Here is an 11,853-nt window from a genome sequence, read left to right on the forward strand (position 1 = left end):
TTCTGAGTTGAGGAGATAGACCCTGCATCAGCACGGTCCGTTTCGGCGATCTATTTAGCATGTGCTTGTACAAAGAAAAGCCTTACGCTTTTCAAAGCCATGCCGGAGACCGAGCCTTTCATCTTTCGGGGGTTTATGACGCAAATGCATTCAACGCAACCGCTGTCAGTGGGAATCGTAATCGTTGCCGCCGGGCGCGGCGAACGGGCGGGTTCTCCCGAAGAAGGCCCCAAGCAATATCGCCCGATCGGCGGCAGAGCGGTTATTGCGCATACGCTTGAAAGATTCGTGACATGGCCGCAGGCGTCGAAGATCGTTGTCGTCATTCATCGTGACGATGAAAAGCTGCTTCGCTCGGCGCTGGAGCAAGTTGCGGGTCTGCCCGAGGTCGAAATCGCCTTCGGCGGCGCAACGCGCCAGCAATCCGTACTTGCCGGACTGCGGCAGCTAAAGGCGAGCGGCGTGACGCATGTCATGATCCACGACGCGGTCCGACCCTTCTTCGACCATGATCTGCTGGATCGCGTCGCAGCCGCGCTTGCAGCTGGCGCGCCGGCTGTGCTGCCCGCCATGCCCGTCACCGACACGCTGAAGCGTGGTGACGCAAACGGCCTGGTGGTCGAGACCGTGCCCCGCGCCGGACTTCACGCCGCGCAGACGCCGCAATCCTTCAGCTACGACGATATTCTCGCGGCGCATGAGAAAGCGGCAGCCGACGACAAAAGCGATTTTACCGACGATGCGGCGATCGCGGAATGGTGTAACCTGCCGGTGACATTGGTGACCGGCAGCGCCGACAACGTAAAACTGACCATCAAAAGGGATATTGCCATGGCCGACGAAAAGCTCAGCGCGGCGCTACTGCCCGACGTGCGCACCGGCAACGGCTATGACGTGCATCAGCTGGAGCCCGGCGACGGCGTGACCCTTTGCGGCGTCTTCATTCCGCACGACCAGAAGCTGAAGGGGCATTCGGACGCCGATGTAGCCCTGCATGCCCTGACGGATGCCCTGCTCGCCACATGCGGCGCAGGCGATATCGGCGATCATTTCCCGCCCTCCGATCCGCAATGGAAGGGTGCGCCGTCGCGGATCTTCATCGAACATGCGGCCAAGATCGTGCGCGAGCGCGGCGGCACCATCATGAATGCCGATGTGTCCCTGATCGCAGAGGCGCCGAAGGTCGGGCCGCATCGCGATGTCATGCGCGCCAGGCTTTCGGAGTTCCTGGGCATCAGCATCGATCGCTGCTCGGTCAAGGCAACCACCAACGAGAAAATCGGCTTCGTCGGCCGCCGCGAAGGCATAGCAGCCATCGCGACGGCGACCGTCGTCTATCGCGGAGGCAAGGCATAATGCATTTTCCCGATGAGATTATCGCACTCGCTCAGAAGATCGTCACCGACTTCACAGCTAAGGGCTGGATGGTCGCGACGGCCGAATCCTGCACTGGCGGCCTGATCGCCGGCGCGCTGACGGAAATTCCCGGCTCGTCCGCCGTCGTCGACCGCGGCTTCGTCACCTACACCAACACCGCCAAGATGGAGATGCTCGGCGTTCAGGAGCAGACGCTCGCGCAATTCGGCGCGGTGTCGAAGGAAACGGCGCTACAGATGGCGCATGGCGCCCTTTTCCGTTCCCGGGCGGATTTCGCCGTGGCGGTAACGGGTGTTGCCGGCCCTGGCGGCGGCTCTGCGGAAAAGCCTGTCGGGCTCGTCCATCTCGCCGCCAAGGCGCGGAGCGGCGGCCTCATCCATCACGAAATGCGCTATGGCGATATCGGCCGCGACAAGGTTCGGCTCGCTACCTTGAACACTGCGCTGGAGATGCTTGTTACGCTCGGTCGATAACCAGCGAGGCTTCAGGCATAGATCTTGTTGGCGCGTGTCTCGAAGGCATCCGTGAACATGCGGAAGGCACGATCGAACATCGACCCCATCAGGGCGCCGAGGATACGGCTCTTGAACTCATAGTCGATGAAGAAATCGATGACGCAGCCGCCGTTTTCCGATGGCGTAAAGCGCCAGCGATTGTCGAGATATTTGAACGGGCCGTCGATATATTTCACATCGATCGCTCGTTCGGCCTTGTTCAGCAGCACCTGCGTCGTGAAGGTCTCGCGGATCGCCTTGTAGCCGACGGTCATATCGGCAATCAGCAGGATCTTACCGTCGCGCTCCTTGCGGCTGCGGATCGTGAGCGCGTCGCACAGCGGCAGGAACTCCGGGTAACGTTCCACGTCGGCGACGAGGTCGAACATCTGATCGGGTGAATGCGGAACGGGGCGATGGGTTTCGAACTGAGGCATGAGCCGCAATTAAGCAGGACGGCCAAGAAGATCAAGAAGCTGACGCATTTCGCCGCGGGATTTCAGCTGCAAGACTGGGACATCGGGACCATGTTGTGCGAGGCCGGCCAGAACTCTCGGCGCAAATTTCTCCTCGAACGTCCAGATGAACCGCAGAAACTCCCAATCGACCTTCTCGATGCAGCCGGGCGCCATTTCCGGCCGCGTACGGCCCATCCATTTGATCCAGCGCGAGACCGCGCCCCAGATGCACACGAGGCGGGGTACCCTCACCCATATGACAAGATCGGTGCGCGGCAAGCGGAGATCGAATGTCGAGGGGTTCGTGCCATCAAAGATCCAACGCCGTTCCTGAACTTTGGAGGCAATGATGGCGCGCTGCTCGTCCTTTGCGCGCTCGACCCAGCCCGGCAGCCAGAGAACGTCGCGATCGATCGAGACATAGGTAAGGCCGAAGCGAGCAGCGATCTTCTGCGACAGGGTCGATTTGCCGCCGCCGGAGCACCCCATGACCATGATCCGATCTGCGCGGCGGATATGATCGGCTGCTTCGGCGAGATTACGCAACAACGGCATCATAACCTGATCCATGACAACCCTCTCAGATCTTGCTTCGGAGAAGCGACAGCAGTTCCTCGCCATCACGATAGGATTTCAACGTCACGACGGGCACATTTCCGCCGTGCCGCGCCAGCATGCCCTCAAACTGCGGCGCCTCGTCGCGTTCGAACGTCCAGATGTAGCGCAGGAATTTCCAATCCAGCCGCTCGGGGCATCCCGGTGCCATTTCGGGCCGGGAATGGCCCCTGTAGCGCAGCCAGCGCGAAATGACGCCTCTCAATGCCACGTACCGCGGCGGCCTTCGCCATATGACGATATCGGTGCGCGGCAGCCGCAGCGGTAACGTGCTGGGGCTGTTGCCGTCCATAATCCAGCGTGGTCCGGCAACCGCCTGCTCGATCAGCGCAATGGCTTCCGGCCGCGGCCGTGATTTCCAGCCGGGCAGCCAGAAAATATCGCGATCCATCGAAACATAGGTCAACACACGCAGCGATGCGATCGCCTGTGCGAGCGTGCTCTTGCCGGTGCCGGAACAGCCGATGACAAGAACACGATCTGCCTTTTCGAGGATGCGAGCCGCCTGATCTATGTCGACAGCACGAACAAGCGCCTGCGGCGCAAGAGTTTGCTCCACGGTTCAGCTCCATAGTCGATTCTAAAGCGCCGAAACCGGTAACAAACGGCGGCGTGTTCCCTAGGCCGCATTAATGACAAGCAAATGACAGCGCGAACAAAAACCGCGGCACAATCGCCGCGGCTCGTTCGGATGACAGGATGTAATCTCGGTGCGCTTATTCGGCAGCCAGCAGCAGCTTCTTTTCGCGAGCCGCACGCAGACGCTCGAAATCGTCACCGGCATGATGCGAGGAGCGCGTCAGCGGGCTGGAAGCGACCATCAGGAAACCCTTGGTATAAGCCACAGTCTCGTAGGACTTGAATTCCTCCGGCGTCACGAAGCTCATCACCTGATGATGCTTGCGCGTCGGCTGCAGGTACTGGCCGATGGTCAGGAAGTCGACATCGGCGGTCCGCAGGTCGTCCATCAGCTGCAGCACTTCGTTGCGCTCTTCGCCGAGGCCCACCATGATGCCCGACTTGGTAAACATGGTCGGGTCCAGTTCCTTGACCCGCTGCAGCAGGCGAACGGAGTGGAAGTAACGGGCACCGGGCCGAACCGTCAGATAGTTGCCGGGCACGGTTTCCAGATTGTGATTGAAAACGTCGGGCTTGGCGGCGACAACGCGCTCCAGCGCGCCCGGCTTCTTCAGGAAGTCCGGCGTCAGGATCTCAATGGTGGTGTTTGGCGAGGCCGCGCGGATTGCCCAAATCACCTTCTCGAAATGCTCGGCGCCGCCGTCTGCCAAGTCGTCACGGTCGACCGAGGTGATGACGACATGGCTAAGGCCCATTTCCTTGACGGCCTTGGCGACATTTTCCGGTTCGGCCATATCGAGAGCGTTCGGCTTGCCTGTCGCGACGTTGCAGAAGGAACAGGCGCGCGTGCAGATCTCGCCCATGATCATGAAAGTGGCGTGCTTCTTATCCCAGCATTCGCCGATATTCGGGCAGCCAGCCTCTTCGCAGACCGTGACAAGCTTGTGCTCCTTCACGATCGAACGGGTTTCGGCATAGCCCTTCGATGTCGGCGCCTTCACACGAATCCAGTCCGGCTTGCGCAGGACTTCCGTATCCGGGCGGTGCGCCTTCTCCGGATGCCGGACGCGCTTGGCTTCGGGGTTGATCGTGTCGAGAATGGTGACCATAAGACGTCTACTTTCCGCCGCTTGAAATGCGGCCCTTCATCGCCGAGCGAATTTGGCGAGGAATATCAGAATGCATGCACCGATGAAACCAGTGATGAAAAAGCCGAGCCGGCCGCCGGGTATGCCGACATGTAGGGCTGTCATCAGCCCTGCAGCGACCACCGAGCCGGCGATGCCGAGGATGATATTCAGGATGATGCCGTAGCGCGCATCCATCAGCTTGCCCGCGAGCCAGCCCGCAAGACCGCCGATGATGATCAGACCCAGCCAACCGACACTTTCCATCGCATCCCCGATCTCAGAGCATTTCCATTTCAACTGAAGTGACGGAAATGCTCTATCCTTTTGTCTTTGCGCAATTCCGGACGGAAAACCGCTACGCACTTTTCCTGGAGTTGCTCTAGGCGATCAATCTCGCCAGCAGCACCACGACGATCGCGCCGACGGTGGCATGGATAACCTCCACCACCAACGCATTCTGAATACCGAGCGAAATCCCGAAATAATGGAACAGGAAGCCACCCACGAAGGCGCCGATCACGCCGCTCACCAGGCAACCGATCAAGCCGCCGCCACCGCCGACGATCAGGCTGGCGAGAAAACCCGCCACCAGGCCGACAAGAAGAAAGACGATCCAACCTTCCGCTGCGATAGACATGTTGATTTCCTTTCCTGTTTTCCACCCCCTGGATAAAGGGCATGGCAGGAAATTATCAAGCGTTCAGCACCCGGCCATAGGCATCGAGCACCGCTTCCTTCATCGTTTCCGAAACGGTCGGATGCGGGAAGATCGTGTGCATCAGTTCTTCTTCCGTCGTCTCCAGGTTCATGGCGACAACGAAGCCCTGGATGAGTTCCGTGACTTCGGCGCCGACCATGTGCGCGCCGAGGAGTTCGCCGGTCTTCTTGTCGAAGATGACCTTGCAGAGACCCTGATCTTCGCCAAGCGCGATCGCCTTGCCGTTGAAGGCGAAGGAGAAGCGGCCGACGCGGATATCGCGGCCGAGTTCCTTGGCCTTGGCTTCCGTCAGGCCGACGGAGGCGACCTGCGGATGGCAATAGGTGCAGCCCGGGACCTTGCCCTTGTCGGTCGGGTGAACATTCGGCAGTCCGGCGATCTTCTCGATGCAGACAACGCCTTCATGTTCGGCCTTATGCGCCAGCATCGGAGGGCCGGCGACGTCGCCGATCGCATAGATGCCGGGAACATTGGTCTTGCCGTAGCCGTCGATGACGACGCAGCCGCGGTCGGTCTTCACGCCAAGCGCCTCGAGACCGAGGTTTTCGATGTTACCCTGCACGCCAACGGCCGAGATCATGCGGTCGGCAACGATCTGCTGAACCTTGCCGTCCTCGGTTTCGACATGGGCGGTGATCGAGTTGGCAGCCTTGTCGACCTTCGTGACCTTCGCCTTGGTGAAGATCTTCAGGCCGCGCTTTTCGAGTTGCTTGCGGGCGATACCGGAGATTTCGGCATCCTCGACCGGCATGATGGTCGGCATGACTTCGACGACGGTAACGTCGACACCCATCGAGCGATAGAAGCTCGCGAATTCGATGCCGATGGCGCCCGAGCCCATGACGAGCAGCGACTTCGGCAGGAAGTCCGGCTTCAGCGCCTCGAAATAGGTCCAGATCAGCTTGCCATCCGGCTCGATGCCGGGCAGCGCGCGCGGACGGGCGCCGGTCGCAACGATGATGTGCTTGGCGGTATAGGTGCCCTCGCCCTTGACGTTCTTCGGCAGCGGATGCTGCGGCTCGACGACGGGCTTGGTCGACTTGCCGACGACGATCTCGCCGGGCTTGGTGATCTTGGCTTCGCCCCAGATCACGTCGACCTTGTTCTTCTTCATCAGAAAGCCGACGCCGGTGTTCAAGCGGGCGGAAACGCCGCGCGAACGGGCGACGACCGCCTTCACATCCGCGCTCACCTTGCCTTCGAGAACGAGGCCGTAATCCCTCAGATGGTTGGAATGATCGAGAATTTCAGCCGAACGGAGCAGCGCCTTGGTGGGAATGCAGCCCCAGTTGAGGCATATGCCGCCCAGGTGCTCGCGCTCGACGATTGCGGTCTTCAGACCAAGCTGGCCGGCGCGCACGGCGGCGACATAACCGCCGGGACCGGAGCCGATGATAATGACGTCGTAATTCTCAGCCATGTGTTTCCTGCCTTATTGCTGGCGGCGGGTCAGAGCCGGCGCCTTGAATTTATCAGAGACCGAGCATCATCCGCACGATCGGCTCGAGGCCGCGACCGAGCGCCCGGGTGTTTTCCGCATCGAGATGCACGCCATCGAGCGGCGTGGTGACGGCGACCGTATTGGCATCGAAGAAGCCGCATCCGAGTTCATCTGCCAGATCGCCATAAAGCGTCGGCAGCTTGCCCGATTCCTTGACAGCACCGAGAAAGCTGGCCGCAAAGGCGGCATTGGCCGTTTCGGTGATTGCCGGCGGGGCGACGATCAGGATATCGGGCACCTCGTAGTCGAACCCCCAGGCATGATTGCGCACCAGCTGGACCAAGCGGCTGATGCCCTGCAGGGCGGCAAAGGCCGAACCGGCGACAACCGGCTTCATGTCGTTGGTGCCGAGCATGATGATGACGAGATCGAGCGGATTGTGGCTCTGCAGGATCGTCGGCAAGATCCTCGCGCCGTTGCGATCGCAATCGGCAAGATGATCGTCGAAAGCAGTCGTCCGGCCGTTCAGCCCTTCCGGGATGACGCGTACCCGATCGCCGAGCGCCTTTTGCAGCACGCTCGGCCACCGATCTTCATAGGCATGACGGCCGACCGTTTCGGCACTGTAGCCCCATGTCAGCGAGTCGCCGTAACACAGAACAGTCTTGGTCATTCATGCCTCCGTGTCAGAACAAGGCTCAGACGAGCATCCCCATCGGATTTTCGATGTAGCCCTTGAAGGCTGCCAGAAGCTCGGCGCCGAGCGCACCGTCGACGGCGCGATGGTCGGTCGACAGCGTGACGGTCATCACGTTGGCAATCACCATTTCGCCCTTCTTGACGATGACGCGCTGTTCGCCAGCGCCGACGGCCAGAATGGTCGCGTGCGGCGGGTTGACGACGGCGGCGAAGTTCTTGACGCCCATCATGCCCATGTTCGACACAGCGGTCGTACCGCCCTGATACTCCTCGGGCTTCAGCTTGCGCTCCTTGGCGCGCTTGCCGTAGTCCTTCATCTCGTTGGAGATGGTCGAGAGCGTCTTCTGCTCGGCGCTGCGGATGATCGGCGTGATCAGGCCGCCCGGAATGGAGACGGCAACGCCGACATCGGCATGCTTGTGCTTGACCATGTTGCTGTCGGTCCAGGAGACGTTGGCATCCGGAACATCGCGCAGCGCCAGCGCCAGGGCCTTGATGACCATGTCGTTGACCGAGAGCTTGTAGGCCGGAACGCCATCCTTCGACTTCGGAGCGGAATCGTTGAGCTGCGTGCGGAGAGCCAGCAGCGCGTCGAGTTCGCAATCGACCGAGACGTAGAAGTGCGGGATCGTCTGCTTGGATTCCTGCAGGCGCTTGGCGATGGTCTTGCGCATGCCGTCATGCGGCACGAGTTCGTAGGAACCCTGCTCGAACAGCTTGAGGACGGCGTCGTCGGACATGCCTTTCGGTGCGGCCGGAGCAGCAGCAGCCGGCTGTGCGGCCGGTGCGGCTGTCGGAGCAGCCTTGGCGATGCCGCCAGAAACAGCAGCTTCCACGTCCTTCTTGATGACGCGACCATGCGGGCCGGTGCCGGAAACCGCCGATACGTCGATGCCGGCTTCCTTGGCAAGACGGCGAGCGAGCGGAGATGCGAAGGTACGATGACCGTCGTTTGCAGCAGGAGCGGATGCCACCGGAGCAGGTGCAGCAGGAGCCGAAACGCTTGCCGGAGCAGGCGCTGCAGCGGGAGCGGCCGCAGGGGCCGCTTCTGCCTTCGGAGCTTCCTTGGCAGCCGGAGCAGCACCGGCGCCAGCGCCGGAAGCCGCCGCCGCAACATCCTCGCCATCGGCGGCGAGCACGGCGATCAGGGCATTGACCTTCACGCCTTCGGTGCCGGCGGGAACGACGATCTTGGCGACCGTGCCCTCATCGACAGCCTCGACTTCCATCGTTGCCTTGTCAGTCTCGATCTCGGCGATGACATCGCCGGACTTGATCTTGTCGCCTTCCTTGACCAGCCACTTGGCGAGGTTACCCTCTTCCATGGTCGGCGAGAGGGCAGGCATAGTGATGTTGATAGGCATCGATGAGCCCTCCCCTTACTTGTAGCAAACGGCCTTCACCGCATCGACCACTTCAGCGACGCTCGGGAGCGCCAGCTTTTCGAGGTTGGCGGCGTAGGGCATGGGTACGTCCTTGCCAGCGATCGTCAGGATCGGCGCATCGAGATAATCGAAGGCCTGCTGCATGACGCGGGTGGCAATTTCCGTGCCGACGGAGGACTGCGGATAGCCTTCCTCGACGGTGACCAGGCGGCCGGTCTTCTTGACCGATTCGATGATCGTCGGAAGATCCATCGGGCGGATGGTACGCAGGTCGATGAGCTCGACATCGATGCCCTGGGCTTCCAGCTCGGCGACAGCCTTCGTGGCATAGGTCATGCCGATGCCGAACGACACGACCGTCACGTCCTTGCCCGGACGGTGGATGCGGGCCTTGCCGATCGGCAGAACGAAATTATCCAGCTTCGGCACATCGAAGTGCTGACCGTAGAGGATTTCGTTTTCGAGGAAGATGACCGGGTTCGGATCGCGGATCGCAGCCTTCAGCAGGCCCTTGGCGTCAGCTGCCGTGTAGGGCATGACGACCTTGAGGCCCGGGATGTGGCTGTACCAGGACGCATAGTCCTGGCTGTGCTGGGCGCCGACGCGAGCTGCGGCACCGTTCGGACCGCGGAAGACGATCGGAGCGCCCATCTGGCCGCCGGACATATAGAGCGTCTTGGCGGCGGAGTTGATGATCTGGTCGATCGCCTGCATGGCGAAGTTGAAGGTCATGAACTCGACGATCGGCCGGAGGCCGGCCATCGCGGCGCCGACGCCGATACCAGCAAAGCCGTGCTCGGTGATCGGGGTGTCGATGACGCGGCGTGCGCCGAATTCCTGCAGCAGACCCTGGGTCACCTTGTAGGCGCCCTGGTATTCGGCCACTTCCTCACCCATGACGAAAACGTCCGGATTGGCGCGCATTTCTTCGGCCATGGCGTCGCGCAGCGCTTCACGCACCGTCATCGATACCATTTCGGTACCGGCCGGAATTTCCGGATCGGCAGCGGCGGCAACCTTCGGCTGGGCGGGAACCGGTGCAGCTGCCGGAGCCGGAGCGGCGGCAGGAGCTTCGGACTTAGCCGGCTCGGCAGCGGGTGCTGCCTTTGCGGACGAAATGGCATCGGCCGATTCACCGTCCTGCAGCAGGATCGCGATCTTGGCGTTTACCTTGACGCCTTCGGTACCGGCGTCGACCAGCAGCTTGCCGATGATGCCTTCGTCGACGGCTTCCACTTCCATGGTGGCCTTGTCGGTTTCGATTTCGGCAATGACATCACCGGAAACGACCTTGTCGCCTTCCTTCTTGAGCCATTTCGAAAGGGTACCCTCTTCCATGGTCGGAGAAAGGGCGGGCATGAGAATGTCGATGGGCATAGTGTCCCTCCCCGATTTAGAGCAGAATGTCGGTGTAGAGCTCGGATGCATCCGGCTCCGGATCGTTCTGGGCGAAATCGGCGCTGTCGGCGACGATGTCGCGGACATCCTTGTCGATATCCTTCAGATCATCCTCGGTCGCCCAGCCCTTTTCGAGAAGGCGAACACGAACCTGCTCGATCGGGTCATGCTCGGAGCGCATCTTCTGCACTTCGTCCTTGGAACGGTACTTGGCCGGGTCGGACATGGAGTGACCACGGTAGCGGTAGGTCAGCATTTCCAGGATGATCGGGCCCTTGCCGGAGCGGCAATGCGCAACGGCTTCGTCAGCCGCAGCCTTGACAGCGCGAACGTCCATGCCGTCGACCTGGATGCCGGGAATGCCGAAAGAAGCGCCGCGCTTGGAGAAATCGGCCTGTGCGGTGGCGCGAGCCGTCGAGGTGCCCATGGCGTAGCGGTTGTTCTCGATCACGAAGATCACAGGCAGCTTCCAGAGTTGCGCCATGTTGAAGCTTTCGTAGACCTGACCCTGGTTGGCAGCGCCGTCACCGAAATAGGCGACGCTGACATTGTCATTGCCGCGATACCAGTTGGCAAAGCCGAGACCGGTGCCGAGCGAGACCTGCGCGCCGACGATGCCGTGACCACCGTAGAAATTCTTTTCCTTGGAGAACATGTGCATGGAGCCGCCCTTCCCTCGGGAATAGCCGCCCTGGCGTCCGGTCAACTCGGCCATGACGCCGCGCGCGTTCATGCCGGTTGCCAGCATGTGACCGTGGTCGCGATAACCGGTAATGACCTGGTCGCCATCCTTCAGCGCCAGCTGCATGCCGACGACGACGGCTTCCTGGCCGATGTAAAGGTGACAGAAGCCGCCGATGAAGCCCATGCCGTAAAGCTGGCCGGCCTTTTCCTCGAAGCGGCGGATCAGGAGCATCTCACGATAAGCCTTGAGCTCCGCATCACGATCGAAATCTGCGATCGGACCGCCATTGGTTTCCTTGGCTGGCCTTGATGCTGTCTTACGGCTGGAAACGGTCGCGTTTTTTCGCGGCGCCATTCAACCCTCCCTGTGTGAGTAGCCTCGTTTTATAATGAGGCGTAACATAGGCAAGATTGTTCGCCACAGCAATGCTATAATTGCATGGCTCGTATTCTTTGCAAGCCATTGATATCGCTTACAAAAATACGATTAACCGAAATCCGGTTAATTGTGGCTATTTATTGAAGATGACGATTTCGTTCGCCTTGGAATAAGTCAGCTGATAGCGCGCGTACTGGTCGAGCATATCCTTGTCCAAAGAGCCGTCGCTGAGCAGCGCGACCTCCTTTTCAAGGTGTTCGCGCTTGGCCACGAGATCAGCCAGTTCCTTGGCGCGGTCGATGCGACGCTGCTCGAAAACCTCGGTCGCCTTCAGGCCGTAATCGCCATGAATGCAATGATAACCGAAGTAGCTCACAAAAGCGATGGTGATGGCGGGAAGGATGAGACGGCCGAACCTTCTCTTCTTATGATATTTTGTCCACATACTCGCTCGTCACGCCCTGGCTTTACGCAACCTCCCCCAAAGCCAATGTCG

At 60.7% G+C, this 11,853-nt stretch carries 14 protein-coding genes; 2 read left to right on the forward strand and 12 right to left on the reverse strand.

Going from position 1 to position 11,853, the window contains the following annotated elements:
- The first annotated feature begins 135 nt into the window (after positions 1 to 135).
- The gene (locus BJ928_RS26330; RefSeq protein ID WP_047633315.1) at positions 136 to 1,356 is read left to right on the forward strand and encodes a bifunctional 2-C-methyl-D-erythritol 4-phosphate cytidylyltransferase/2-C-methyl-D-erythritol 2,4-cyclodiphosphate synthase; all 1,221 of its coding nucleotides are present in this window, start codon (positions 136 to 138) and stop codon (positions 1,354 to 1,356) included.
- Complete coding sequence (locus BJ928_RS26335; RefSeq protein ID WP_082011907.1) at positions 1,353 to 1,850, forward strand: CinA family protein; 498 nt, start codon at positions 1,353 to 1,355, stop codon at positions 1,848 to 1,850. The genes BJ928_RS26330 and BJ928_RS26335 overlap by 4 nt, the downstream gene beginning before the upstream one ends.
- Before the next feature lie 11 nt (positions 1,851 to 1,861).
- Here the strand turns inward: BJ928_RS26335 and BJ928_RS26340 are convergent, their stop codons facing one another.
- The 12 genes from BJ928_RS26340 to BJ928_RS26395 form a co-directional block, all read right to left on the reverse strand.
- Entirely contained in the window at positions 1,862 to 2,308 is a 447-nt protein-coding gene (locus BJ928_RS26340; protein WP_047633313.1) for a type II toxin-antitoxin system RatA family toxin, read from the reverse strand.
- Positions 2,309 to 2,317: 9 nt separating this feature from the next.
- A complete protein-coding gene (locus BJ928_RS26345; protein WP_047633312.1) occupies positions 2,318 to 2,899 on the reverse strand; it encodes an ATPase AAA in 582 nt (193 codons plus the stop codon).
- A 10-nt stretch (positions 2,900 to 2,909) separates the two neighbouring features.
- Positions 2,910 to 3,503 (reverse strand): ATPase AAA, encoded by a 594-nt coding sequence (locus BJ928_RS26350; protein WP_047633311.1) that lies wholly within the window; start codon positions 3,501 to 3,503, stop codon positions 2,910 to 2,912.
- A 157-nt stretch (positions 3,504 to 3,660) separates the two neighbouring features.
- Positions 3,661 to 4,632, reverse strand: a complete 972-nt coding sequence (gene lipA / locus BJ928_RS26355) for a lipoyl synthase (protein WP_047633310.1) — start codon at positions 4,630 to 4,632, stop codon at positions 3,661 to 3,663.
- Between the two features lie 36 nt (positions 4,633 to 4,668).
- Positions 4,669 to 4,917, reverse strand: coding sequence for a GlsB/YeaQ/YmgE family stress response membrane protein (locus BJ928_RS26360; RefSeq protein WP_047633309.1), 249 nt, complete (start codon positions 4,915 to 4,917; stop codon positions 4,669 to 4,671).
- A gap of 115 nt (positions 4,918 to 5,032) precedes the next feature.
- Positions 5,033 to 5,290: a GlsB/YeaQ/YmgE family stress response membrane protein gene (locus BJ928_RS26365; protein ID WP_047633308.1), complete on the reverse strand. Its 258-nt coding sequence runs from the start codon at positions 5,288 to 5,290 to the stop codon at positions 5,033 to 5,035.
- A gap of 55 nt (positions 5,291 to 5,345) precedes the next feature.
- Positions 5,346 to 6,791, reverse strand: a complete 1,446-nt coding sequence (gene lpdA, locus BJ928_RS26370; protein ID WP_047633307.1) for a dihydrolipoyl dehydrogenase — start codon at positions 6,789 to 6,791, stop codon at positions 5,346 to 5,348.
- A 52-nt stretch (positions 6,792 to 6,843) separates the two neighbouring features.
- A complete protein-coding gene (locus tag BJ928_RS26375) occupies positions 6,844 to 7,485 on the reverse strand; it encodes an SGNH/GDSL hydrolase family protein (RefSeq protein ID WP_047633306.1) in 642 nt (213 codons plus the stop codon).
- Positions 7,486 to 7,510: 25 nt separating this feature from the next.
- The gene (locus BJ928_RS26380) at positions 7,511 to 8,875 is read right to left on the reverse strand and encodes a pyruvate dehydrogenase complex dihydrolipoamide acetyltransferase (RefSeq protein ID WP_047633305.1); all 1,365 of its coding nucleotides are present in this window, start codon (positions 8,873 to 8,875) and stop codon (positions 7,511 to 7,513) included.
- A gap of 15 nt (positions 8,876 to 8,890) precedes the next feature.
- Positions 8,891 to 10,273, reverse strand: a complete 1,383-nt coding sequence (locus tag BJ928_RS26385) for a pyruvate dehydrogenase complex E1 component subunit beta (RefSeq protein WP_047633304.1) — start codon at positions 10,271 to 10,273, stop codon at positions 8,891 to 8,893.
- Between the two features lie 16 nt (positions 10,274 to 10,289).
- Positions 10,290 to 11,333, reverse strand: coding sequence for a pyruvate dehydrogenase (acetyl-transferring) E1 component subunit alpha (gene pdhA / locus BJ928_RS26390; RefSeq protein WP_047633303.1), 1,044 nt, complete (start codon positions 11,331 to 11,333; stop codon positions 10,290 to 10,292).
- 157 nt (positions 11,334 to 11,490) lie between these two features.
- Positions 11,491 to 11,802: a septum formation initiator family protein gene (locus tag BJ928_RS26395; protein WP_047633302.1), complete on the reverse strand. Its 312-nt coding sequence runs from the start codon at positions 11,800 to 11,802 to the stop codon at positions 11,491 to 11,493.
- Positions 11,803 to 11,853 lie beyond the last annotated feature (51 nt).

Origin of the sequence: Rhizobium sp. WW_1, from assembly GCF_003610155.1 — a bacterium.
GTDB classification, from domain to species: Bacteria; Pseudomonadota; Alphaproteobacteria; order Rhizobiales; family Rhizobiaceae; genus Rhizobium; species Rhizobium tropici_A.

Bases quoted from the DNA above. Each gene is read 5' to 3' on its own strand.
- BJ928_RS26385 (WP_047633304.1), bottom strand. From the start codon at position 10,273: ATGCCCATCGACATTCTCATGCCCGCCCTTTCTCCGACCATGGAAGAG.
- BJ928_RS26340 (WP_047633313.1), bottom strand. From the start codon at position 2,308: ATGCCTCAGTTCGAAACCCATCGCCCCGTTCCGCATTCACCCGATCAG.
- lipA (WP_047633310.1), bottom strand. From the start codon at position 4,632: ATGGTCACCATTCTCGACACGATCAACCCCGAAGCCAAGCGCGTCCGG.
- BJ928_RS26345 (WP_047633312.1), bottom strand. From the start codon at position 2,899: ATGGATCAGGTTATGATGCCGTTGTTGCGTAATCTCGCCGAAGCAGCC.
- lpdA (WP_047633307.1), bottom strand. From the start codon at position 6,791: ATGGCTGAGAATTACGACGTCATTATCATCGGCTCCGGTCCCGGCGGT.
- BJ928_RS26380 (WP_047633305.1), bottom strand. From the start codon at position 8,875: ATGCCTATCAACATCACTATGCCTGCCCTCTCGCCGACCATGGAAGAG.
- BJ928_RS26395 (WP_047633302.1), bottom strand. From the start codon at position 11,802: ATGTGGACAAAATATCATAAGAAGAGAAGGTTCGGCCGTCTCATCCTT.
- BJ928_RS26375 (WP_047633306.1), bottom strand. From the start codon at position 7,485: ATGACCAAGACTGTTCTGTGTTACGGCGACTCGCTGACATGGGGCTAC.
- BJ928_RS26330 (WP_047633315.1), top strand. From the start codon at position 136: ATGACGCAAATGCATTCAACGCAACCGCTGTCAGTGGGAATCGTAATC.
- pdhA (WP_047633303.1), bottom strand. From the start codon at position 11,333: ATGGCGCCGCGAAAAAACGCGACCGTTTCCAGCCGTAAGACAGCATCA.
- BJ928_RS26365 (WP_047633308.1), bottom strand. From the start codon at position 5,290: ATGTCTATCGCAGCGGAAGGTTGGATCGTCTTTCTTCTTGTCGGCCTG.
- BJ928_RS26360 (WP_047633309.1), bottom strand. From the start codon at position 4,917: ATGGAAAGTGTCGGTTGGCTGGGTCTGATCATCATCGGCGGTCTTGCG.